Origin of the sequence: Roseburia lenta, from assembly GCF_014287435.1 — a bacterium.
Taxonomy (GTDB): Bacteria; Bacillota; Clostridia; order Lachnospirales; family Lachnospiraceae; genus Pararoseburia; species Pararoseburia lenta.
On sequence record NZ_JACOPG010000002.1, the window covers coordinates 97162 to 121478 of the forward strand.

The 24317-nt window shown below is 36.9% G+C and carries 29 protein-coding genes and 2 pseudogenes; 6 read left to right on the top strand and 25 right to left on the bottom strand.

Going from position 1 to position 24317, the window contains the following annotated elements:
* Positions 1-87: 87 nt before the first annotated feature.
* The 23 genes and pseudogenes from H8R94_RS04390 to H8R94_RS04495 all read right to left on the bottom strand — a co-directional run bounded on the left by H8R94_RS04390 (position 88) and on the right by H8R94_RS04495 (position 16379).
* Complete coding sequence (locus H8R94_RS04390; protein ID WP_186854000.1) at positions 88-1311, bottom strand: hypothetical protein; 1224 nt, start codon at positions 1309-1311, stop codon at positions 88-90.
* 395 nt (positions 1312-1706) lie between these two features.
* The gene (locus H8R94_RS04395; protein WP_186854001.1) at positions 1707-3233 is read right to left on the bottom strand and encodes a beta-glucuronidase; all 1527 of its coding nucleotides are present in this window, start codon (positions 3231-3233) and stop codon (positions 1707-1709) included.
* Positions 3234-3340: 107 nt separating this feature from the next.
* Positions 3341-4402: an FUSC family protein gene (locus H8R94_RS04400; RefSeq protein ID WP_186854002.1), complete on the bottom strand. Its 1062-nt coding sequence runs from the start codon at positions 4400-4402 to the stop codon at positions 3341-3343.
* Complete coding sequence (locus H8R94_RS04405) at positions 4399-4599, bottom strand: hypothetical protein (protein ID WP_186854003.1); 201 nt, start codon at positions 4597-4599, stop codon at positions 4399-4401. Before H8R94_RS04405 ends, H8R94_RS04400 begins: the two co-directional genes overlap by 4 nt.
* A gap of 147 nt (positions 4600-4746) precedes the next feature.
* On the bottom strand, positions 4747-4902 hold the full coding sequence (locus tag H8R94_RS04410) for a hypothetical protein (RefSeq protein ID WP_186854004.1): 156 nt from the start codon (positions 4900-4902) through the stop codon (positions 4747-4749).
* Between the two features lie 70 nt (positions 4903-4972).
* Positions 4973-5482: a GNAT family N-acetyltransferase gene (locus H8R94_RS12415; protein WP_186854283.1), complete on the bottom strand. Its 510-nt coding sequence runs from the start codon at positions 5480-5482 to the stop codon at positions 4973-4975.
* A 42-nt stretch (positions 5483-5524) separates the two neighbouring features.
* Positions 5525-5953, bottom strand: a pseudogene (gene aac(6'), locus H8R94_RS12420) (aminoglycoside 6'-N-acetyltransferase); the annotation flags it as partial.
* A 612-nt stretch (positions 5954-6565) separates the two neighbouring features.
* Positions 6566-6754 (bottom strand): hypothetical protein, encoded by a 189-nt coding sequence (locus tag H8R94_RS04425; protein WP_186854005.1) that lies wholly within the window; start codon positions 6752-6754, stop codon positions 6566-6568.
* An 18-nt stretch (positions 6755-6772) separates the two neighbouring features.
* The gene (locus H8R94_RS04430) at positions 6773-7873 is read right to left on the bottom strand and encodes a ribonuclease III domain-containing protein (RefSeq protein WP_186854006.1); all 1101 of its coding nucleotides are present in this window, start codon (positions 7871-7873) and stop codon (positions 6773-6775) included.
* Between the two features lie 488 nt (positions 7874-8361).
* Positions 8362-8553, bottom strand: a complete 192-nt coding sequence (locus H8R94_RS04435) for a hypothetical protein (protein ID WP_186854007.1) — start codon at positions 8551-8553, stop codon at positions 8362-8364.
* Positions 8553-9245, bottom strand: a complete 693-nt coding sequence (locus tag H8R94_RS04440) for a vWA domain-containing protein (RefSeq protein WP_186854008.1) — start codon at positions 9243-9245, stop codon at positions 8553-8555. Before H8R94_RS04440 ends, H8R94_RS04435 begins: the two co-directional genes overlap by 1 nt.
* Before the next feature lie 118 nt (positions 9246-9363).
* Positions 9364-10551, bottom strand: coding sequence for a macro domain-containing protein (locus H8R94_RS04445; RefSeq protein WP_186854009.1), 1188 nt, complete (start codon positions 10549-10551; stop codon positions 9364-9366).
* Between the two features lie 15 nt (positions 10552-10566).
* Entirely contained in the window at positions 10567-11100 is a 534-nt protein-coding gene (locus H8R94_RS04450; protein WP_186854010.1) for a hypothetical protein, read from the bottom strand.
* A 45-nt stretch (positions 11101-11145) separates the two neighbouring features.
* Positions 11146-11358: a hypothetical protein gene (locus H8R94_RS04455; RefSeq protein ID WP_186854011.1), complete on the bottom strand. Its 213-nt coding sequence runs from the start codon at positions 11356-11358 to the stop codon at positions 11146-11148.
* 15 nt (positions 11359-11373) lie between these two features.
* Positions 11374-12201, bottom strand: a complete 828-nt coding sequence (locus H8R94_RS04460; protein ID WP_186854012.1) for a GIY-YIG nuclease family protein — start codon at positions 12199-12201, stop codon at positions 11374-11376.
* Positions 12202-12380: 179 nt separating this feature from the next.
* Positions 12381-12800: a hypothetical protein gene (locus H8R94_RS04465; protein WP_186854013.1), complete on the bottom strand. Its 420-nt coding sequence runs from the start codon at positions 12798-12800 to the stop codon at positions 12381-12383.
* Positions 12801-13230: 430 nt separating this feature from the next.
* On the bottom strand, positions 13231-13905 hold the full coding sequence (locus H8R94_RS04470) for a hypothetical protein (RefSeq protein WP_186854014.1): 675 nt from the start codon (positions 13903-13905) through the stop codon (positions 13231-13233).
* Positions 13898-14293, bottom strand: coding sequence for a hypothetical protein (locus tag H8R94_RS04475; RefSeq protein ID WP_186854015.1), 396 nt, complete (start codon positions 14291-14293; stop codon positions 13898-13900). Before H8R94_RS04475 ends, H8R94_RS04470 begins: the two co-directional genes overlap by 8 nt.
* 6 nt (positions 14294-14299) lie before the next feature.
* A complete protein-coding gene (locus tag H8R94_RS04480; RefSeq protein WP_186854016.1) occupies positions 14300-14611 on the bottom strand; it encodes a hypothetical protein in 312 nt (103 codons plus the stop codon).
* On the bottom strand, positions 14601-15005 hold the full coding sequence (locus H8R94_RS04485; RefSeq protein ID WP_186854017.1) for a hypothetical protein: 405 nt from the start codon (positions 15003-15005) through the stop codon (positions 14601-14603). Before H8R94_RS04485 ends, H8R94_RS04480 begins: the two co-directional genes overlap by 11 nt.
* 110 nt (positions 15006-15115) lie before the next feature.
* Positions 15116-15451: a DUF6061 family protein gene (locus tag H8R94_RS04490; RefSeq protein WP_186854018.1), complete on the bottom strand. Its 336-nt coding sequence runs from the start codon at positions 15449-15451 to the stop codon at positions 15116-15118.
* A gap of 21 nt (positions 15452-15472) precedes the next feature.
* Positions 15473-15634 (bottom strand): hypothetical protein, encoded by a 162-nt coding sequence (locus tag H8R94_RS12480; RefSeq protein WP_330592989.1) that lies wholly within the window; start codon positions 15632-15634, stop codon positions 15473-15475.
* Positions 15597-16379 carry a plasmid recombination protein gene (locus H8R94_RS04495; protein ID WP_408639022.1) on the bottom strand — a complete coding sequence of 261 codons (783 nt, stop codon included), beginning with the start codon at positions 16377-16379 and terminating at the stop codon, positions 15597-15599. The genes H8R94_RS12480 and H8R94_RS04495 overlap by 38 nt, the downstream gene beginning before the upstream one ends.
* Positions 16380-16486: 107 nt before the next feature.
* On the opposite strand from H8R94_RS04495, the pseudogene H8R94_RS04500 reads away from it, so the two are divergent.
* From H8R94_RS04500 to H8R94_RS04525, 6 genes and pseudogenes are all read left to right on the top strand, one after another.
* Positions 16487-17230 (top strand): annotated as a pseudogene (locus H8R94_RS04500) (conjugal transfer protein); the annotation flags it as partial.
* 169 nt (positions 17231-17399) lie between these two features.
* Positions 17400-18086, top strand: a complete 687-nt coding sequence (locus tag H8R94_RS04505) for a response regulator transcription factor (RefSeq protein ID WP_186854019.1) — start codon at positions 17400-17402, stop codon at positions 18084-18086.
* Between the two features lie 101 nt (positions 18087-18187).
* Positions 18188-19126: an ABC transporter ATP-binding protein gene (locus tag H8R94_RS04510; RefSeq protein ID WP_118199745.1), complete on the top strand. Its 939-nt coding sequence runs from the start codon at positions 18188-18190 to the stop codon at positions 19124-19126.
* Positions 19104-19799 carry an ABC transporter permease gene (locus H8R94_RS04515; protein ID WP_118280159.1) on the top strand — a complete coding sequence of 232 codons (696 nt, stop codon included), beginning with the start codon at positions 19104-19106 and terminating at the stop codon, positions 19797-19799. Before H8R94_RS04510 ends, H8R94_RS04515 begins: the two co-directional genes overlap by 23 nt.
* Positions 19800-19814: 15 nt before the next feature.
* Positions 19815-20552: an ABC transporter permease gene (locus H8R94_RS04520; protein ID WP_186854020.1), complete on the top strand. Its 738-nt coding sequence runs from the start codon at positions 19815-19817 to the stop codon at positions 20550-20552.
* A gap of 9 nt (positions 20553-20561) precedes the next feature.
* Positions 20562-21461: a sensor histidine kinase gene (locus tag H8R94_RS04525; protein WP_186854021.1), complete on the top strand. Its 900-nt coding sequence runs from the start codon at positions 20562-20564 to the stop codon at positions 21459-21461.
* Between the two features lie 522 nt (positions 21462-21983).
* Here the strand turns inward: H8R94_RS04525 and H8R94_RS04530 are convergent.
* Both H8R94_RS04530 and H8R94_RS04535 read right to left on the bottom strand, forming a co-directional pair.
* Positions 21984-22481 (bottom strand): nucleotidyltransferase domain-containing protein, encoded by a 498-nt coding sequence (locus H8R94_RS04530; RefSeq protein WP_009247521.1) that lies wholly within the window; start codon positions 22479-22481, stop codon positions 21984-21986.
* An 84-nt stretch (positions 22482-22565) separates the two neighbouring features.
* Positions 22566-24110 (bottom strand): ATP-binding cassette domain-containing protein, encoded by a 1545-nt coding sequence (locus H8R94_RS04535; protein ID WP_009247522.1) that lies wholly within the window; start codon positions 24108-24110, stop codon positions 22566-22568.
* Positions 24111-24317 lie beyond the last annotated feature (207 nt).

A 24317-nucleotide genomic window follows, 5' to 3' on the forward strand; every position in this document is an offset into this window, starting at 1 on the left:
TTCCTTCTGATTTATTACGCTCAAACATATCTATTCTATCATAGCCGCCTTGGGAAAGCTAGACTTTTTTGATATGATTAAAAATTTTTATAACAAGGGCATTTCCGCTATCGCAAAATTTTTAAATTGATCACGCTCGACCATGATCTTGGGCGCTCTCGGTTTTCCATTACTGTTGATGCCCTGTTTAAACTGTGACAAGAACTGTTTGTTACCGTCATTGATATCCAGCAGATAAAAATCTGCCAGCGTCACCTGATTCTTCATCCGTCCGCCATAACTACGCAGATTTTCTTTGTGTAGTGCGCGATTCCAGTATTCTGTCACTTCATAATTGCACACCCTATCTTTGATCGTCTCGTGTTCACAGACCAGATAATAGAGGTGTCCCCTGGGATTGCCGTCGATCAGTGAAAACACCGTATCCCAATCGTTGCCCTGCACACCGCGAGATTCTATGCTGTGGGTCTTTAAGTCTCCATAGCAACCTATGGTTGGAAAATATAGGTCTAAATCAATACCGTTTTTTGACTTATCCTGTGCATAGCGGATATCATCTTGTAGTTGATGCTCCACAAGATATTGTTCAAACAAAAATTCCAGATAAAATCCAGCCCATTCCGGTTGATATTTGTTGCGATAATTGGCAGCGATCATCTGTCGGTAGCAGTCTATTCCGTGCCATTCTTTGTTAACATCTTGAAAAAATGTCAAAATCTCCTGCACAATATGCTGCGGCATAGGATTAGAAACATCCACAGAAAATAGGTCGGGTGTACCCCAGGTCTGCCCTGTATTTTCAAACAGTTCCCTTAGGAAAACTTCAACTCCTTTTGGCGAAAAGACAGTGATCTGATTGCCAAAATAATCTGTTTTTTGAAAATAATCATGCTCTGCTGCATCGGACAGGTCACTGCTGTACACATGTGCAGAGGAGTTGTGGGCTTTTTTGTATATGAAATCCTCAATCCGAAAGGCACAGAATAATACCGTTTGCTTATAGGTGTATACCCCTAACAAAATAGGCCGATATCCTTTGGCAAGAGATGCCTGGTAAAATTCTTTCAGATCATTTGCTATCTGTATTCTCTTTTTAAAAACCGGATGTGGATTGCCCAGATAGGAAACATTTTTGGCACGAATGGAATATTTACGTCCCTGATACACACCACAGATGATTCCGTCTTCATCTCTATAAATTCCCGGAAAATATGTCGCAATGCGTTCATATAGAGCCCGCACCGAAAGTGTCTGATCATAATCGCAGACAATCGTTCCATCTGTATTCACTTGTTCTACTAAAAAAGCCATCGTTGTCCCCCTCTTTTCAAGAATGCTTTCCCTGTCTATCCCACAAAAGCATCTAAATATCCCATAGCGATCGCATCATGCTTCCGCTTAAATCCATGGGCTCCGTTTTCAATAAAGTAAAGCTGCGCATTGGCATAAACTTCCTTAGCGCGACTGGCATAACTAGGATTTCTTCTGTAAAAAATTCTTTTTCCCCAGTTTTTTTAACATGATCGTTTCCTCCCAATTTTAAAACTATGGGCTTACATATAGCACAATTCTATGAAATATATGTTATATCTTACTATAGTTTTTTACTGTTTGCTATGCCATAAAATGGATTTTCTGTTGTACCATAAAAGGCGCTGCCTTTCGACAACGCCTTTCTTTTATATCTTTCCTATGATCTCTGCTGATTATAAAACAAAGAATGTACAGGTTCCCGGTGCAAGTTCCACCTGACCTGCAGGCTGAACAACCGGACTTAAATCTGGCAATGCATTATCCTCTCCCAAGACAAGTGGCTTGTCATTGAGTGTCATAATGGTCGCACGCATATTGCCATCCTGGCCTGCCAGAGTATATCTTTCTGCTTCCTTTGGAAGTTCTACCTCGGTTGTCTCTGTCAGTGAGTTGTTGATCACAAGATAGACAAATCCCGGCTTGCCGTCCTTGCGAGAATGTGCGTAAACATGTGCCCCCTCACGAACCGGCTCCTTTGTATCATAACAGGTTGTTCCCATCAGGCGATTCCACAAGAGCACAGCAAAATAATTTGGACGTGGATCAAAGACTTCACGAGCCAAAAATCCGTAATCAGATGCTGCCAGTGTATTATGGAAAATCACACCATTACTAACCGTGGAAAATCCCGCCAATTCGTTTAAGGTTCTAAGAACATCTAAATAGGTAGATGCCCATGTATCTCCACCGCCGCCTGCGTCGCCGGACTCGGTTACCCACATTTCTGTATCTGCTGCATATTTATCACGGATTGGAGCATATACCTTGGCACAATGAATCGGCACATAAAGATACTCCTCACTGTTTGCCTTTTCCGGAGCCCAATGTGCACTTGGCATAACAGATGCCAAACGATCAGATACACCATTATAGTAATGATAACTAAATACATCCAAAGGCTCTTTGGTACCCTTTAAAAGTTCCTCAGTTGAAACATTTTCCTTGGTAAGCTGTTCTACCCCGCCACCACTTGCACTGTCTTCACTGCCCATAAAATCAAGGCCATCACCAACGCTGCTCGGTCCGATGCAAAGGCAATCCGGATAATTCTTGCGCAGCCAAACGAAGAAAAGATCCTGATCGCGTCTGTAATCTGCTGCCGTATAACCATGTGGAAAACCGGTCTCCTCCATCATATTCGGTTCATTTGCAAACTCTGCTCCATCGATCGGTACGCCGTATTCCTTACTGAGTGCAAAGATCTTTTCTGCCTCTGCCGGATGCCATGGTTCGTCTGCACTATGAAGTCCAGGACAGTTTGCTACGGAAATCATAAGTTTTGCTCCGATTGCCTTAACAAAGTCAAGCACACCGATCCACTGTTCCTTCGTCAAAACATTCAGATATCCTTCCGGTACCTTGCCATTGCAAGTACCATCAAAATCATAATAAGTCTTAGTCGCCCAGGTACCGGACACACGCACCCATGCCGTTCCCAGTTCCTTTGCCAGTTTGCGCAATTTCTCATCATAGAGGTTGATCGGTGCATAGACCTGCATCAGATCCTTATACATATCTGTGATATTTTCGCCTTTTCCTACCTGAAAAGGCTCTGTTCCCGCGATCTGCTCCGGTGTGTATGCCTTCCAGAATGTTCCACCCGTCACTTCCGCAAATTCAATATTATAAGACATGAGACATGGATTCATCTCACGCAGAGCACTCAGTTTTTCCGGTGCCAAACTTACAAATTCTGCCATTTTATTACCTTCCTTTCCAATATTTATGCTTTTATCCTAGCACGTTTTTTGTCTTGTGTATATCAAATATCGAAAATAGGCTAAAAATATTACCAGTTTTATAAAATTTATTCATATAAAAAACTTTTTTGTGCAGTTCTACGCGTATGTAACCAATCCAGACACTTATTGATAACAACCGTATATAGGGCTGCCAGCACATTGATACCAATACGCAGAGCCACCGCCATCGGCATACCAAATAAAGAGGATGCGATAGCCAATGCTCCAAAGGTGTTAAAAGCCGTCTGCCATTTGTAGCCGGCAGAATATCCGACGCCAATACCACCGATAATACCAATCAAACTGTACATAGATTCCGGCAAAATCAGATACAAGGCAATAAAAAGCACACAACCTACAATATTAAACAGACCTCTATCCTTAGCCCTAGGCAGACAATCCTGTGTGAACGGCAAACTGACCGACATACAGGCGATTCCTGCCCACATGGCGCGTGGCAAGCCAAGTATATTTACGATGAACATAGCACTTGATACGATCAGCGTTAATTTGATATACCAACGACTTCTGGCCGAATGCACATCAAACTCCCGGAAAAGGTCAAAAAAAGTTCTCCGATAAGGGCGCTCCTTTTGATTTTTGTAAAAAACAGCCATACAAATGACCATGCCGATAAACAAACCAAGCAGACGCATCTGATACGCATGCCCAGTGACATCATAGCCATATAAAAGCAAATAGCCCAAAACGAAAGTGGAATGATTGTACATAATCACATTGTGACAGCCCAATATCATCAGCAGGAAAATACTGATCGTGTTGACCGCAAAGTCGCCAAATGCCGGTAAAACATTTGCCAGTCTAGGCCCCGCCATGAGAATCGCAAATATCCCCATGATGGAAAGCAGTCCATGCGTCGTCCTGATTCCAAAATCCGCCTGACGCAAAACCAAAAGCGCCAGTAAAACTGTCACCCCCACCACACTGTTCTCGTTTCCTGCCAACATGCTATAAAGTGTCACCACGGCAACACAAAACGCCATGACCAAATATACCTTGAAATTGTATATCAAGATATGGCGTCGTTTTTCTTTTTTATCTGTCGTGCTATGAATCAATTGTTTTGAGCCAACAGAACTTAATTGTAATTCTTGATAAAAAGTCATGTATTTTCTCTCCTATCTTTTGTAAAGCGAAGAGAAGTGTACTGCAAATTTGATTTATTTGCAAGTGGGAAATCAAGCGCCTGCGGATATCGCTTCTTTCTGCCGCCTTGAACCATATAATAATAATCATGATGCTTCATCCAGCCAGTTGGCGGCATCAGATATAGTTGTAAACGATTGTAATCGGGCTGTTTCATGCTTTGTATCCCCATTACTCTAAAAAGTGCTTTCCACGCTGCTTCTTTAAAACCTATACTTTGTATTCACTCTTTAATTTTCCAATTCCGATGCCATATCCGCTGTGATATTTGTGGGTTTACTTTTATCATTTTAATTATTTTTCTTTACACAACGTCTTTATTGTCATTATTACCAAATATAATTTCCATTAATTCACATGCTATCTCTTTACTCAAGACTCTCATAAGACTATCATCAACTTTACCCTTAGCTATTTGTGCATTAATGGCACGTTTTTGTAATATTGCAATCTTAAACATTCACTTTCTTCTATCTGTTATCATTTAAGTCACTCCATCCATTCACCTGTAGTGAACCCAATATATCTTGTCACTTAATCAGTTCCATTTCATCTTCCATTTTTATAAATCCGTATCTCTCATACAAAGGTCGTCCCATATCCGTTGCCTCTAACGCAATCTGTGATATGCCCTGCTCCCTCGCATCTTTTATCAATAAATCCAATGTATGATATGCAATTCCCTGTCTACGATATTCCGGATTGGTATACATATTCATGATATAAGCCTTTTTGCCTGTCGGGTTATGATATGTCGGCATAACCTGATAAAAGCTGACTCCACCTGCACCGATAAACTTTCCGTTATCATATACCAAATATGCAACATGCTCTCCGGTTTTCAATGCATATCTATAATATGCATATGATTCCTTCTCTACCAGAGACATATCCACATCATCCGACAATTTATTAGCTGCACGCAGGACAATTATTCTCGTTCTTACTAATTCATCAACATCTTTCATTGTTGCTTTCTTATATTCAAATCTTTTTATATGATCGTATGTGCAGCCACCCAATGATTCGTCAAATGTCATTGTTACGTTCTTGTCAATAACAGAATCTGTTAATTTTTTCGTAAAGCAGATAATTCTATTTGCTTCTACAAAACCTATTTTTAAGTGAAATTTGCGACTATTTTCATTATCTAGCTCACAATCACTGGCAAATTCTGTACACCCCTGCTCCTTTGCCCACTTCTGACATGTCTCTAACAGACCTCTTGCCAGTCCTCTTTTTCTATATTCCGCTTTTATAAAAATCCCTTCCAAGTACCCTACTGGACTTGAAGCTGTGCCTTCTACATAGTCATGTCTTAATCCACATTGTGCGAAGCCAACTGCGCCTGCATCTGCCACTGCAATAAAAACTATCCCCTTCTCTTTGCTAATATAATCGTAAAATTCCCTTGCCAATTCTCCAATGGTATGTGATTTCCACATCTGAATCGCCAATTTTGCTACTATCTGTACATCCTCCAAAGTTGCTACTCTAATATCCATTTTCATTATCACTCCTACAGCCGATATAAGATTTATCCCTATTACTCCACCCACAAATAGAGCCAAACTAGAGCCATTCGATAAAACAAATGCCGGAAACCTGTATAAATACAGGCTTTCGGCATTTCTGTCCGTTATTCAAACTCGCAAAGTTTGGTTTGATTTTGATTATTTCAGTGCAGTTATCTATACCGTTTTGTATTGATAACTCATACTTTTTCCACACGTTATTCTTCGTTTCACATATTTTTAGTACCAATCCAGTACCATTGCTATATTGTCATTATTGTGTGTAGTTCCGGTGGCTTGCAGGTTTGTTTACTATTCGCAGAATAATCATCCGATAGTTTGCAAGTCCACCTATGGAAATTATAATCTCTAAGCAATATTTCTGCAAGAAAAAGTTTTGTGGTACTAATCGTTAGTACCACGATTGCTTTCTATATACTGACTGAAATCAATTACCTTTGCTGGCTTTCTCTTAGCAGCAATCCCTAATCGTTCCATGTCTAATTTAAAAAGTTCACTCGGATATCCATACGCATCAAATCCCTCTGGCTGGCAAATATCTCTGTTCAGATACTCACTAAGTTCCCATTGATACTTATACGACACGAACTACCAATCATCTTCTTCATCATCAAATAACGAATGTGACCCACTGTCCGTAAGATGTAATTCTCCGGATTCCATATCCATCGCCATACCAGCCCCCATATCTTGCATCATATGGCCTTCAGAATCCATCATCATACCGCCACCCATGTTATAAAGAAAATCTCCATCACTATAATCAAATCTATCCATATTGCTGGTCTCCTTTCTTTACTCCTCTTCATAGTTATCTAATACATACTGTAGCATCTCAAACGCAACTTCTTTCTTAGCCTGTTTTTTTGATGAAGATTCAGAATCAAATTCAACGTCGATTTCATCAATATGACATTCAACATGCCAAATCGGATTTCCATCTTCATCATGCGATTCCGTATAATCATATCTTGGAATACTGAAATATCCACGCCGAGCAAGTATCTCAAGCTGATTTATTGCCATTTCAATAGATGGCTCATCTATTTCGTCACGAATCGTAAACAATAAATCATGTTCTACCAGATAGTCATATGCAGCCTTACAAGCTATCTTGCGTGCTTCATTCTTTGATAATCCATATGCTTTAAATCTTGGGAGATCATTTCGTATGGACATTTCACATGAATGATTAGCATTTGTAAGATAATAGCGACCTTGTGGAACAACCTCGATTACTTCAGGGCTACTTGGAATATATAGACTATAGCGCTCATTTTTATACCTAAAGTACGGAATACAACCAAAAGATTCATCCCACTCATAGATTAATCTTACATAATCTGCTTCTTCCCCATTATCCACAATAGAATCCGGTCGAAGCATTACCTCTGCCACATTCTGGATGATCTCATAATCATAATTGGTATCAAGCGCAACTGCACCAAGTATGGCCTCAAACAAATCTTCTTTTACAGAAGGTTGCTCAGCCATATTTTGTTCTATATCTCCCTTACCCATAATAAGAAACTCAGTAAAGCCCATTTCGTCGATACGCATTGCCAGCGTCTTTTTTTCTACCAGTTTTTGCTTTATTCTGGTAAGCTCACCTTCTGTTTTCTCACTATGAAACTCTTCCGGTTCCTGTGGTACTCTAAATCCTGCTGGTATCTTCTCCTGGATATGAAGGTCATTTCCATATTTCGTTGTTAGATACCTCATAACGGAAGCACTTAAAACCGTATCGCCAACAAATTCCAAAACCTCATTGTTCTCTCCACCATTCTCTTCGGTATACGATTTTCGTACAAATGCCTGTCTTAACAACTTTTGATTCTTAAACTCATATCCTATCTGATTCTGTACTACTGTTTCAAAATACTCTTTTTTGTCCATAAAACAAAAAACTCCTTTCAACAATAAATGTGAAAGGGGCATAATAATCTAACACAAAATAGACTACTCGTGAGATAGTAATCGTCTGCATCAGACATGGATCTTAAATTTTCTTCTCTATTTTCATGTATTTACTAAAGCACACTTGCATATGCAGTAATAAATCTCGTACAAATAGAACACAAAATTTAAAAAGCATCACGCCCCAATTTTCAGTTACATGGTAATATTACCACAATAATCAAGATTTTTCCACAGAATTTAATTCTGTCAACCCGTAATTATCCACTTCTGGTCCACTGGACCAAAAGTTAAAAATCTCTCCCATCATTCCTCATAAGTTGACTGCAGGGACCCACGGCTGTACAAAAAGGCATAAAGAAAGGCTCCCATACCCGAGTAATCAAAACCCGAATAGAGAGCCTTTTCGCGATAGACAGCTTAACACAGCCGTCCATATCCACAGAATGGATACTGCTGACCAACAGCTACCATTGTTTCAACCAGGTCATTATCTTCCACCAGAGTTTTTTTATGGCAAGCATCATAACAGAGTCATCCGTAAACTTAGCTTTATCATCTATGATAAGCGGTATGTTTTGCCAATCCAGATTTTTGGGACGATTAAACTCATACTGAGATCCCAATATATCGCCTAATACTGCACCCTTAATAGCCATTAGTTCTTACCCCCATTCTTCTTATTTCCACGAGTTAGATAATCTGCTACGATTGGAGCTTTCCATCCACTATCATTAAGACAATCCTCCATATGTTCCGCAGAACTTGCCTTCATCGCAAAGCACACTGCCTTAGATACACCTTCATAAACTGTAGCGGTTCCTATATTGTCATGCACATAATTTACGGCACGCTCTTTTCTGATTCCAAAACGCTGAGCTTCCGCATATGCATCAATGTTAGCTCCGATGAAAATAAACTCCCAGCCATACTTTTTCTGCTGGTGCTTTACCATCTTTTGCACCTTATCATAAGAATACTGTCTGCTGGCATTTTCCATACCATCTGTTGTAATCACAAAGATGGTCTTCTCCGGACGGTCTTCAGGTCTGGCATACTTATGAATATTTCCGATGTGATGGATTGCTCCACCTACAGCATCAAGAAGTGCTGTACATCCGCGAACGTAATACTCCTTGTCCGTCATCTTCTTAATCTTATCAATCGACACTCTATCATGTAGCACTTCACAGGTATCATCAAACAACACTGTAGATACATATGCCTTCTCACCGGTCTTTTTCTGCTTCTCCATCATGGAATTAAAACCACCGATGGTATCTGCTTCAAGCCCTCCCATAGATCCGCTTCTATCCAAAATATAAACGATTTCCGTTAATCCTTTACTCATGATCCTTTACCTCCGTTTTCTATTACTGACCTCCCTGCAGTGAGGCATTTCCTTGTTGTGATGTAATAATAAATCGTAGGCAAAGAAAAAAGGTCAACCGTAAGGCGACCTTTCATATTTATGGATTTGACAATGGATCCAGCCCATAATCAAACAATACAATATCTATTTTTAAGACGTTATAATCTTCGTGCTCTATGAAATACTCAACTATCTTATCGGTCTGCGATATCGGTGACAACGCATACCCGGCTATTCTAAGAAAATCTATCGTTTCGTCAAGATTAAGGCGCAACCCAACAGCAAGTGCAAGCATCTTCTCTTTTGAAGGCTTTACCTGCCCCTTAAGAAGTTTTGAGAAATACTGCTTTGAAATATTCGCTGTTGCGTATACTTCTGAGTTTTTAAGCTCCTTTTTATTGATAAGCTGCTGTAAATGCTTTTCAAAAGAATCCGTATAGATTTCCTTTAACGCTTCCTCCAAAGACTCTGACTTCTTTTCAAAGGAAACCGGCTTAAGATACTCCGGCATCATAACCGAAGGCGCTTCCATTGCAGAATATGATTGCATCATATCTGCATCCGGTGATTCATCTTCCTTAGCCTCTTCCTCTAAAGGAAGCGCATCAAAACTATCTTCCTCCTTATCCCTGTTTTCTCTTCGCAGGAATGATGGCATATGGAAAGATTGCAATGTAGCACCGACTCTGCTCTCTGGCCGTTTTCCCGTTTCGCGCGGATAGTTATCATTTCGGTATTCCTCAGCAAGAGCTGTTTCTACATAGCCGTCATCAACAAAGCAGGCAACATCTTCTACAAGCTTACCAGAAATAGTAACATCCTCGCTACCAAACACAGCAAGCGTAATCTCTATGTCATTATCTTCCAAGAAAGCCGTAAAAGTATCAACAGCAATCTGTATGCCAAGCTCCTTCGGGAAACCATATGTGCCCGTGGCAAGAAGTGGGAATGCAATGGAATTACATCCATAGTCCTTCGCTAACTGTAATGCCTTCGCATAGCATGAGCGAAGACACTCTTCCTCACCTTTACTTCCATCCGTCCACCAAGGACCACTTGCATGAATGATGTACTTTGCATCAAGATCAAATGCATCCGTGATTGCTACTTCACCCGGCATCAAAAGACCAATCTTCTTACGTGCTTCAAGAAGCTTTTTCTTTCCGGCAGCTTTATATATGGCAGAATCAACACCATCATCAACGGCAACGTTCGGATTTGCTGTATTTACTATGGCATCTGCTTTTACTTTTGTTATGTCATTTCTAATAATCTGAAAAGGCAAATCCTCACCTCCCACTTAAATCAAATAAATAATGCTTCCATCGTCATTTGAAATACGCAAAAAATCTTCTGCTGAATAATGATTTTCATCATTCTTGATAGTAAAATAGCTTTCTACATTTGCTAGGTGCCCTATCTTTTCGTAAAGAGGAACTGACTTGTTCCAATTACCATTCTGTTTATCCGACGTAGATAACCAACCACTTACCCTCACTTTTTCTCCTACCGAATAAAATTCCTTAAAAGCCTTTATTATATCAATAACGGAAAGCATAAGTGTTGTGCCTATTCCATGATTGCTAATCCTTGAGGGTACTTCCAAATAGCCAAATCCGGCATGATGGTCATTTTTAAATTTTTCGATGTCTATGTGAATCTCCACACTACCATTCCCTAAATCGTCTCCATGAATACCACAACATATTTCACCATCTATATGATTATTCTTATTTGTAAAAACTTCCTCTATCCAGAATCCTCCTCTTAATGACTTAATACTCTTCTTTTCATATGGATGATTAAGCAATTCCTCTATGAAATTATTATCCATCGATATTATTCCCCCTGGTCAACTTCTGGTCCATTGTACCAAAAGTTATTGCTCTTTAAAAATCTGATTGTTTAGATCAAAATATACCCAATCTCCTTCATTGATATCTTTACTGTATAATTCTTTATCAGCAATCTCCATATCAATTTCAGATCCGTTTTCATCTCTTAATAAGACTTTGTCCATAGCCATATAATCATCCGGACGCTCCTCACAACCGCAATCTGGTTCCATGATTTTCTTTACGATATACTTCAATCTAAACATCTCCTACTAATCTTTTAATTTCGTTCCGTTCTCAGTCTTCCAGTCAACATTACCATTGGATGTATGTCCAAGTATTACAGCCGATGCAGCGGATGAAGCACTAAACTCATAATCCTTTTGGAATACCCCATCCTTTATCACTTCTTCTTTGATAAGAGTATTTCTCAGATTAAAATATCCTTTTCCCTGTGTTTCTAAAGACGGCACTGTATGATCGGATATTTTCGATCCGGACAGAACTGTAAAACCACCGGTGCTTACAAATCCTTTTGCATTTGCCTCCGTGCCCTTGCAATATAAGTAAACCGTATCATCCGTAGCCTTCGGAACAGGAACAAGCACCTTATATCCAAGGGTATTGATAAGAATCTTCACGTTATCAATAAACTCTTCCATTGTGGCAATCTGAGTTTCCTTCAGCACCGTGTTCTTATATGTATTCTTTGTCAGAATCGAATACCTGCCACAGTCCTTGGCAATCTCAACAAAACGATTCTCTAAATATCGGATCAAGGCTTTATTCAAGTCTCGACCAACAAAAATAACCGCTGTATTCCAGTAATATTTTTCTTTACCGGACTGATAATCTCTAAGATGCTGAGAAAGTCTATCCAGTACATTTTCTGCCTCACCGATATAAACAGAATCTGTTCCGTCATCCTCCTGACACATCAAGAAGTACACGCCGACACCTTTGATATCATCCCGGTCACATCCTGCAATCTCTGTTCTTGGAATCTTAATAGCTTTACCATTCCAGTTTGATAGTTCCGCTGTTGTCAAACTATCCGCAGAACCATTTACAAGAAAGAGTTCAATAGCTTTTCCATACATTCAAAACACCACCCTCTCAATATATGCTAATTCCTTGTTCCCAATTCCTCAGACTTCATGTAATTCCAGAAACTTCTAGCTGTTTCAAAACAACTATTGTAACGATAATGTTCTTTGCTTGTCAATAACATTTTTCAAAAAATCATAATCATTTTTGATATATTTTTTTATGTTCAGCATTATCCATCTATTTTCCTAATTCTTGGCGGTGTTGCAGTCTTCCTTTCCAGCCACGGCAATGTCGCATTTATCACAATACAAAACTCAATCATTATCGCAATGATAAGGATTATTGCCTTTACGATTATCCTTGCCACATTATTTCCAATATGATCCGCCGGTGCCCAAAACAGAGCAGTCAAAATTATAACGCCTCCAATTCCCGGAACTAACACTGCAATCGGAACATATGATAAGAGAATATACAACACAAAGAAGGCAGCCATCGCTATATATGCTCCCATTGTTCCTACCAACGGAGTCAACTTCTGATGAACTGGGATACACCAAATGATTGCAGGAATCAGATTTATCATCGGGAACTTATAATTCTTTTCATATTTACTTCTGTTTGTCTCTTCAACAATATACTTTGCCATAATCATTGCCCTCCGCTTACATACTATTTCTTGTTACGTAATACATTTGGGTTGAAAAAATCCCCATTACTAAACGAGAGCAAAAAAAGTTTGAAATTTTATAATTTGTGGAAAATAAAAGATGAAAAACAGGTTTGGACTTTATTCTGGAATAATTCCGATACAGTTTTTTCTGAGAAAAACAGTATCATAATCGTATCACGACACAAAAAAGGCCTGAAATCATGTTTTCTTAACATGATTTCAAGCCTTGAAAATACTTGATTTGTTATACCAACCTCTAAACCACTTCAGGTCTACTCAAACTCTTGGGCGGAGAGATTTATCTGGCTGTTTTTCGGTACACATTTGTGCGTTTTATTCTTCATATTCATCTTATTTCACATTTTTGTGTACCTCGTCTAAAATTTTTAGAGCCAAAATGGAGCCACTATTTATTTTGTTCGAACTTAACATTTGCATTTCCCAACATTTGCATTAGTCCATTGACTTTCCTTTGAGTAAATTCATCTAATACAATTGCCAAAATAACGCTTTGTTCTTCAAATGATTTATTCTTTTGAATCTCATTAAGAATCAACGAGGCCACCTCTGTTTTTTGAGTGAAATTAAGCGATAAAATATGTCTTATTTTAATAATCAAATCTTTGTTTTTTTCAAGTATCTCGCTAAATTTTTCATCACTCATTGATAATGGCGAGTCTATCTCTACATAAGGCATCAACGGATTTTGCGCCATCTTAAACAACACAAACGATTTTGTCTTTTCATTTTCAAACAGAATGTCTGTACTTATTTTTTCCCATAAAGTATCATAAAATTTTCCAATATTCCACTTAGATAAATGTGCTTTATTTACTATTGCAACTAATAACTCATCAACATATTTTGAATAAATTGAATCCAATTGTTGCAATTCATTAATTGAAAACTTCTTTTCCAGCGAATAGGTTTCATCTGAGCTTCGAGTTCTGACTTTTTCCATAAAATATTCCAAACTGCTTCCTGGATTTTCTGACTGATTTAAAATGTCAAGTATATAATAACAAAGATCAGTATCATCCCCTGCATAGGTACTTAAAAGCATCTCAATCTTCTCATTCATTGTTTTTTCCTCCGCATATATACTTTTCTAATAATTGAATATACAATCTTTTAGGTAATGTAATAAGTAATGCCATTAATGTAAATACATCACTCCATACATCATTTATCTTCACAATTCCCGTTAGGAAAAGTACTAAAAAAATAGCCATTAATAAAAATATTGCATATGACCATCCCTTGATAACATGAAACTTGTCATAACTAGAAAATTTTCCAATAGAATCTATATACAAATCTAGCACTGATACTAGTACTCCCACATATCCCGCTATTTTAATTATAGGATTATTATCCCCTATCGGTAAAAATCTAATTATTATCAATCCAATTAAAATAACAATTTCAAACAATTCTTTAACTAATTCTACATCATTCTTCTTTTCCATGATTATCTATAAGTAAAAGCATTTAACCTTTTTCATTTCAAGATGTACATTATCATTTCCTTCAAAACTTACTCCTATGTATTGATTGCAAAACAAAAATTCTAAATATCTTTCTATATCATTAACAGTTTCTTTTCCGTTGTCAATCAATTCAATTTGAATATTTCTTTTGGTTATATACAAATAGTACCCTTTTCTTTCACCTTCAAATACATTCCATGCTTTTAACTTATTATATTCTCCTTTCAAATACTTTTTTGTTTTGGTGTGTAAATAGAAATCTGAATAATGCCTAGGTGGGGTAATATTAATTTTCATTTGAATTCCTCCCTTCGTCACTAAGGAATTTTGAAAATTTATACATTATATTCCCTTTATATTGCTCTTGATTATCCTTTACAAATTCTTCTATAACTCTAAAGCTATCTAATACATCATTTGTAACACAATCTTGATTCCATTCATCCACATACACTTTTAACTCACGAAGTTTTTCAGGAGAATATCCGTATTTTTCAGCATTTTCCAATAGTTCTTCTCTTTTTTTCTTGTCCAAATATTGTTTAATGCCATAATCACGTCTTTCGTCAACAATATTACTAATTTGTTCATCTATACCTTGTATCATTTTAAGATATTCGGTTTTCTTGGTTTTCAAATCAGAAATCTTATTGTCATATGTCGTAAACTTATCTATCTTACTGTTAAACACAAGTTTCTTCCTCTCAAAGTATATTCGGAATATCACAAATATATTTTACTATACAACTATCTCATGATAATTATATCATATATGTCAAGAAAAATCATATTATTTAGGTCTCATACCTCCCTAGCCATCATCTCCGCCGCAGCCCGATTATACCCCTTCTTCAAATACCCTTGCACAATCGTCCCAAACATTCCCTTAACCATATCATCCTCGATATCACAATATGCCTGCATCTCTCCGGATAGTGCCAACGCCACATATTCTATCGGCTTTTCATCCAATAATTTATGTAACTTCGCCAGTGACTGCTCCGTTGTCCTCAGAGCAGCCTCCACTTCTTCGCACTTTATCCGCAACATATTTCCATCTGTAAACCACACCTCAACATAGCCGTTATCCATGTTATAAGCACATTCCACGATATTATCCATTTGATTATCTTTCATATCATCAATCCATCCTTCCCATTATCTTGTCCCATAAGACCTGTCATGCTGCCTTATCTGCTGCTCTGTACGCTCCTGTTCCTTTACCTTACCAATAATCGTATCAATCTGCTCAGCACCAGCATACCTCTTCACACGCTCCAGATCATCCGCCTTTTCCTGCAACAGCTCCTGTTCCTTCATTCATATCCCTAATCTTTGCCTTATAAAACTCCACGCTTTCCGAAAGTTCTCTCTTCTCTTTTCTCAGTTTCAGGACTTCCTCTTTCAGCCTTACACACTGAATTGTCAGATTTTTCACCAAAGACTTCAACTTATTCACAAGTGGCAATACAACCTTATCCCGAAACGCCTTCGCACTTGTAAATGCCCCTGGCTCCGGCAACTGCCATTCCAGTGCTTCATCATACTTACGCACATCTCGTTGTAATACTTCCTCTGATTGAACCATCTTCTCTATATTGCTTTTAAGTTCTTTCTGTTGCTTTTCAAGCTGAACATTAATATATGGTACAAAATCAATGTGCAGATGCGGTGTTTCTTCATCCATATGCAAATGTGCCGAGAATACATATAAGTTCGGATTTCTGGCTTGGAACTCGTCCATAAATTCCGTTAAAATCCTTTTTGCCAACAATCCATCTTCATTTTTGGCATTCATATCATCTTTATTTCCAATCTGAAATATCACTTCACGAAATAACTTTTCCTGCTTGCCTCGTCTGATTTTCTCATAGTAATCATCAATCATACGGTCTTTCCGTTTCTGTTTTGCATTATATCGTTCCAATGCCTCATCAAACAGCTTATGATAAACTTGTTTAATATCTTCTTGGCAAAACCCCATATTATCAGCACGTCTGTTCTTATCTACATTCTTAGCTGTAAATGCTCTGGTATTATGTCTCACAGAACCTTTTCCGATCATTGCACTTATCGTTCTCTCCATAGGCAATCTTCCCCTTTCTTTTATCTGTCATATTAACGCCGAATACGGCGCAGGCTTTGTTACTTTCGTCGAAAGTAACGCAAAAGCACACGATACATGAAAAAGAAATCATTCAACTAAGATTGAACGATACCAACGGTATTGAGAATCTCGTCAAGAACTTTGCGAAAGCCTACTACTCATGGGATACCAGCAAGGAAGCCATTGAAGCAAGGACAACGGAAATCAGTAAATACCTTACCAAAGAATTACAGAACTTGAACGCCGATACCATCAGAACAGATATACCAACCAGTGCGACCGTTACAAATGTGCTGGTCTGGAATGTAGACCAGTCTGGAACGAACGATTTTACCGTTGCCTACGAAGTAGATCAGCAGGTAAAAGAGGGAGAACAGACACAGACAGTCACAGAAAACTACACCGTGACCGTTCATGTGGATAAGGACGGTGCAATGGTCATTACCCAGAATCCAACCCTTGCTCCGGCGGTACAGAAATCAAAGTATGAGCCGAAAGCACAGGAAGCAGATGTCAGTGTCAGCTCCGATACAGTCAAGGACGCTACCGCTTTCTTGGAAACATTCTTTAAGCTCTATCCGACAGCTACGGAAAAGGAACTTGCCTATTATGTCAAAGATGGTGTGCTTGCTCCTGTATCCGGCGACTATGTATTTTCAGAACTGGTAAACCCAGTCTTTACCAAAGATGGCGACAACCTCAAAGTCAGTGTGTCCGTAAAGTATCTGGATAACAAGTCGAAAATGACGCAAATCTCACAGTATGAGTTTGTGCTTCATAAGGACGATAACTGGAAGATTGTAGAATAAATGTTACAGCAGAATAGTATGGTAATTGTTTATCCAATCTATACTATTCTGCTTACAATTAGATTGACAAAATAAGAATCCCTCTCATATGATTGGTTGCAATGGTATTGAGGAAATACAACCTTAAATGTATAATGGGAAAGTAGCATTGCAGGAATGAGGTAGGCTAATGAATCAAATATTGATTATTGAAGATGATTTAGAAATAAATGCGTTATTGGCTGATTTTCTAAAAGAAAAAGGATATGCTGTGCATTGCCAATATGATGGACTTCATGTTCTGGATTTTTTGAATAAAGAAAAAATTGATTTGATTATACTTGATATTATGCTTCCTTATCGGAGTGGTGATATTATTTTATCTGATGTACGCAAGAAATTTACGATACCTGTTATTATTATTTCAGCGAAAGAAACTACACAAAATAAAATCGACTTGCTTCGTCTGGGAGCAGACGATTATATCACAAAACCTTTTGATATGGAAGAAGTGCTTGCCAGAATTGAAAGTAATCTGCGAAGAGTACAATTTCAAAATAGCCAGACAGAATGTTTGCAACATAACAATCTGACTTTAGACCTAGAGAAAAATACAGCATTTTTGAATGGAATAGAATTATCCTTAACTGCTAAAGAATTTGGCATTTTAGAATTGTTGATGAAATATCCAGATAAAGTATTTTCAAAATCGAATCTTTTTCAAAGTGTTTGGGATACAGAATATATTGCTGAAGATAATACACTTAATGTTCATATCAGTAATTTACGCAATAAATTAAAAGCGATATGCTCTGATACAGAATTTATTGATACTGTTTGGGGCATTGGCTACCGCCTACATAAAGCTAAGGATTAAACGTTCCTTAGCTTTATTATTTTTTTAACTTTTCTCATTACGATTTAAGAAATTCTTTAAAATTGCCCGTTATACTGGTTTAAGTAAAGGAGGTTTGGGATATGAGTTCAATTATTTTAGAAGCAAAGTCTTTAACCAAAGAATATAAACAAACATTAGCATTAGACCACATAAATTTACAAATAAAAAAAGGAAAAATTTATGGATTTATTGGTCAAAACGGAGCAGGTAAGACTACTTTTTTAAGATTAGTCACAGGGCTCGCGTTTCCAACAAGTGGTACACTTTCTTTATGGGGAAATTCTGGAACAGAAGAATTGCAGAAACAGCGTAAACGAATTGGAAGTATGATTGAAACGCCTGCTCTATTCCCGTCAATGACTGCCTATCAAAATATGGAAGTACAGCGTATTCAACGAGGCATACCAGATAAATCAGTTATTAAAAGGACATTAGATATGGTTGGATTGCAAGATACAGGTAAAAAGAGTGTCCGCAATTTTTCATTAGGTATGCGTCAAAGATTGGGGATAGCGATTGCACTTTTAAATACACCAGAACTATTGATTTTAGACGAGCCTATCAATGGTCTTGACCCTGCTGGAATTGTAGAAATCAGAAATTTATTAAAAATTTTGAATAAAGAATATGGTATGACCATTTTGGTTTCAAGCCATATCTTAGAAGAATTGTATCAAACAGCATCAGAATTTATTCTGATTGACCATGGAAAAATTATAGAAGAGATTTCCGATTATGAATTAAATGAACGGTGTAAACGACATATAGCAATTAAAACAACAGATGTTCAGAAAACGGTTCTGGTTTTGGAAGAGAATCTTCATACAGATAACTTTAAACTAATGCCAGATGGCATAATTCGTTTGTATGATTATTTGAATGATTTAGAGACAGTTGCGTCTGCTTTGGCAGAATCGCACATTCTTGTAACAGGACTTTCTGTATCTAGCGATACTTTGGAGGACTATTTTTTGAGCAAAATAGGAGGAACAAAAGATGTCAAATCTCCTAAAAACTGAGTTATATAAGTTGTTTCACAGTTGGTATTTTTGGGGAATTGGAATATTCAATCTCCTTTTGAGTAGCATATTGCTGTTAGATAGTAAAGAACGCTCTTCAAACTTAATTATGGCATCATTATACAATATTCCGTTACTCTATTTTTTGAGTATAGTGTTTATAGCATTGTTCATTGGAAGTGATTTTAGTGGAAGAACTTTAAATACTTATATTACTGCCGGACATAAAAGAAGTTCTATATTTAGAGTAAAGTTAATTGTATCTCAAATAGGTTGTATTATCATTCTGGTATTTCCATTATTTGTACATGGAATTATTAGTCAATTTTATATTGGAGAAAAACTTTTTTGGAATGATAGCACATATACTATGGTTTTACTAACTCTGTTTGCCATGATAACACTGTGTGCATTACCGATGTTTTTTGCTTTTATTTTTCGTGATATGGGGAAAACACTGACAGTTTCAATGGTTTTATTTTTTGTTATGATTTTTTTGCTGAACAGTGAATCTGCACAAATAATCAGCAGAATAATACCAATGGGACAACTTAGGTTAATTTCATTGCAAAAGGTCTATTCGACAAACTTTTGCTTGTTTGTAGATCTTTTATGGAATTTTATTTTATATTTCATTGCAGGTAGTGCTTTTTTACATACAGACTTGAAATAACCGGAGGTGTTTTTTATGGATAAATTATTAAAACTGGAAAAATATCAGTTGTTACATAATTCTATTTACTGGTGTGGTATGATTGGAATATTTATTTTAGGATTTTTTACAGCAGATACTTATGTTACAGAGGTCATGGGACCGACAGAAGAAATTGTTTCTTCTCTTGCTGATATTTTTAATGGAATGGTGTATGATTCTACGTTTCTTCTTATCATCATGTCGGCTATACTTGCATTGATTTTAGGACAGGAATTTTCTAAGAGAACAATAAACTTAGAGGTCAGTGCTGGACATTCCAGAAAACAAATTTTTACAAGTAAAATAATATCGTATTTAATTGCTTTTAATCTTATGGCTCTTGTCTATCCAGTTTCAGGGTGCATAAGGGAATTTGGACGCTTTGGTGTTGCAGACGTGGGAATGTTTTTTTACAATATTATAAAAGCAATCATTTATTCTTGTCTGCTTAATAGTGCGATATTTCTAATTGCAATACTTATTTGTTGCTATTTACAGGATGTTGTAAAAGCAACTTCGGTTACAGCAATTATTATTTTTGGTCTTAGCTTATATCTTGGCTATGGAATGATGTTGAGATTACCAGTCGGGTTTTTACCTACTTATCAAATCAGAATCGTTGTCAGTATGAAACCCTTTTTTCAACCGATAGCTATTTTAGTAGGATGTATATGGTCTGGTATATTAGTATTGCTTTCGTGGATAAAATTTTGTAAATGTGATTTTAAATAGGTGGAGAAAATGTCTAACATAGAATGGATTTTAATTATCATAACAATATTTTTAGTAATACTGCTATTTCGATATATTCAATTAAAAAAACAAATCCGTAATCTTGCGGATCAAGTTAATGAATTGAATTCTGGAAATTCACAGCAGATGTTAGACATTTCGTTGATTGATAAAGATTTAGAAAGACTGGCTGGTATATTGAATCAATATAATATCAGACAACGACAGGCTGTCGCAGGCGTATTACGCAATGAAGAGTATTTAAAAGAATCTGTTGCTAATATATCACATGATTTACGTACACCTCTTACAGTCATTCTTGGTCATTTACAATTATTGCAAAAAGAAAATTGGGAATCCAGTCAAGCACAGCGTGTAAAAGTGATTTTTAGCAAAGCCGAAAAAATGAAAGAATTGGTAGAAACATTCTATGACCTTTCTATTTTGGAGGAACAGCAGACAGTTCCAGAAAAAGAAAAGTTTAATATATCTAATATGTTAATAAATTTAATTACGGAAAATGCCGTTGCATTAGAAAAGGAGAATATTTTACCCGAAATAAATCTCCCAGATTATTCAATATACGTATATTCTGATAAAAATATGGTAGAACGAATTTTACAAAATCTGTTGACAAATGCAATTAAGTATTCTGTTGGAACGATAAAAATAACACTTATGGAGAATGAAAATAATAATATTATATTTACCATTGAAAATCCAATGAGTGACAGTTCAGAAATTGATTGCAATCGACTTTTTGACCGTTTTTATACAGGCGATAAATCAAGACATAATGGAAGTACAGGATTGGGACTTGCAGTAGTAAAAACACTTGTTACCATTCTTGGCGGAAATATTGTTGCAAAAGTACATGCCAATAGCCTTATTATTACTCTTGAATTATAAAGTATTGAAGATATATTCGTATGATAATTCATTGAAGAGTGGACATCAAAATGTAAAGTCAATAGTTTGTAAAGTTCAGTTACAAACTATTGGCTTTTTTCATTACTGTGTAACAAGTAAATTTACGATAAAGAAATAAGGATAGTCGGCTCTTATTTGTTGCCTGCGGAGCAGATCAACAAATAAATGTTGAAGAATCTGTATAGGAAAACAGAGAAAACAAGAAGCAAATCGCTTCTTATTCTCTCTGCTGTTCAAGATACCGTCAATCGTACCTTGAATGATTTTGAATTCATTCAAACTCTACAAAGACTAACGCTTTTTGTTTAGGAATTATTCTCTGTAATGTTTCTCGTTCTTTTGATTATTTGATATATCCATATTATCCTGCCTATACGAGCTAATGTTATCATTTTGTTATCGGCATTGATAACACCTACTCGATAACTGTGGATAATAACTATATGTAGCATGTCAAATTATAAGCTATTTTGCTTAGAGATTCAACACAAAACTGAAATTTTACTTTTCCTTATATTCATCTGGTATTGCTATTTGAAATGTTTCACACAACAGCATCACATCATGCACATCATTTTTATCGTGTTCATATCCCAAATGAAGCATTACCTGACTCAATGGTTCAATACAAGAAACAGTTATATCTCCAACTTTTCCAATACCGGAAAAAGTTTTTGATGGAAATATATCTCCCTCATAAACAATTCCGTCATCTGTAAATTCAAAACAATGTAAATCAATGATTCTTTGTTTATCATCTTTCCAGACAGTATGACCATCCGTTGTATAATCAGTATTTACTTCCTCAAATCCATGCTGCTTAATCACATAAATATAATCATGATAATGTTTCAGTTCAACAAACAAATCAATATCATTGTGTATTCTTGATTCTCTTTTAAGAAGTGCATCAACACCCCATCCGCCATCTAAATATACTTTAATTTCGTTTTGCAAAGCATATTTTATAATTTCACATGCATCTTCTGTACGTACCATAATCTATCCTCCAAATTCAAATCTTTGTATGCTTTCCAACTCACTAAAAGCCTGAAATTTGTCAGTCTTTCATCCTTTTTGTTATCAATCACCAATTAGCTGTAATCCATTAGGATTTAGCTGATATATTTTATCGCACACCTCTTCAATATACTTTCTATCGTGAGAAATGCTAATGACAGCCCCCGGAAATTCTCGGAGCATTTTTCTTATTACCGGACCGGACAATGGTGAAAAATTTCTTGTCGGTTCATCCAGAATAAGAACATTTGCACCACTTAAGCTCATCCTCAAGAGAAGCACTTTCGCCTTTTGTCCGCCTGATAACTCCCGAATCGGATGCTCCATTTCATCTGGTGTGTATTTAAGTGAACCAAGGTATGTTCTAATTCTTGTACGCTCTTCTTTATCTCCTGTTTTATCAAGGTAATCAACCGGTGTAACATCCAAATCCAGCAGGTCTTCATAAGTTTGAGGCATATATTCTGCTTTAATGTCATTCCGATTTAGGAGTTCTTCCGCTATCTTTTTTAGAAGAGTCGTTTTTCCTGCCCCGTTGGCTCCTATCATACAGATTTTTTCTGAACCTTTTATTTTTAAATGAATTCCTTCTGCTAAAATTCTTTTGCCATCCGGAGTCACAAGCTTTGAAAGTTCATATTCTATGACCGTTTTTCCTGCGGGAATGTGTGAGTTTTCATCCCCTAATTTGACAAAGATTGCTTCTTCCTGTTCCGGCATCTGAGTCATATTTTCATCTTCTTTTTCAAATCTTCGTTCCATTGCCTTAACCGTATGCATTTTGTCCTTTAAGTTTTTGGCAACAGACGGTGCTTGTCTGGTACAACTTCTTAATGCACCTTGTACACTCTGCATAACTCTTTGATATTTTTCATCGCGAATCTTTTTCTCCCTACGGTCACTCAGTGCCCGCTGTTTTTGGATTTCAAATTTATGAAGCCGTTCTTCCACATAGCGTCTATAGGGAAGCTTTGCCACGGTATATCTCGCCTTTGTTTTTCGTATAATCTGCTCGATATGTATCACCATGTTGGCAGTACGCTCTATCAGCGTTTCATCGTGTGAAATAAAAAGCACAATGTGCTTCCAGTCATTTATGATTTTTTCCAGTAATGTAAGCGTCGCAATGTCGATGTCATTGGAAGGTTCGTCCAACAACAGCACAGAAACATCGCGAATGAAAAGCCTCATAAGTTGTGTCTTGACTTTTTCGCCTCCTGAAAGACTACCCATTGTCTGGTTACTGTAGAAAAAATCATTTTTCATTCCAAATTTTCCCGCAATAACAGACAATTCTTTAGGCGTTTTCTCCCAGAATATTTCCTCTTCAGAAAAATATTCGTATATTGTTTTTTCCTTATCTTCATCGAGCATCTCCTGCGGAAGATAACCAAGACGTTCGTGTCCCATTATCCTTTCCCCATCTGCTTCTATATAGTTTTCTACAAGCGACGGATTGTATATCCACTTCATTAATGTCGATTTCCCATTTCCCTCTTCTCCAATAATAACTGCCTTATCTCCATCATTTAGCACAAGGTTGAAATCATTAAGAATTATTCTCAGGTCTTTTTTATGTGTTAAATTTAATTTTTTTATCTGCAACATTAAAGTTTCTCCTTTTCGAAGTCTGAGCCAATTATTATTTTGAACACACAAAAACGAGTCTTTTTTGCATACGCAAAAATAGACTCGCTAAATAGACCCTTATTTCTTTTCCAAAAGGAAAACAAAGGAAATGCCTCTTGCGATAATCCAACTTAAGCGTACACAAAACAAACCTATTCTCTACAGGCTCAATAACTATATGTGTCT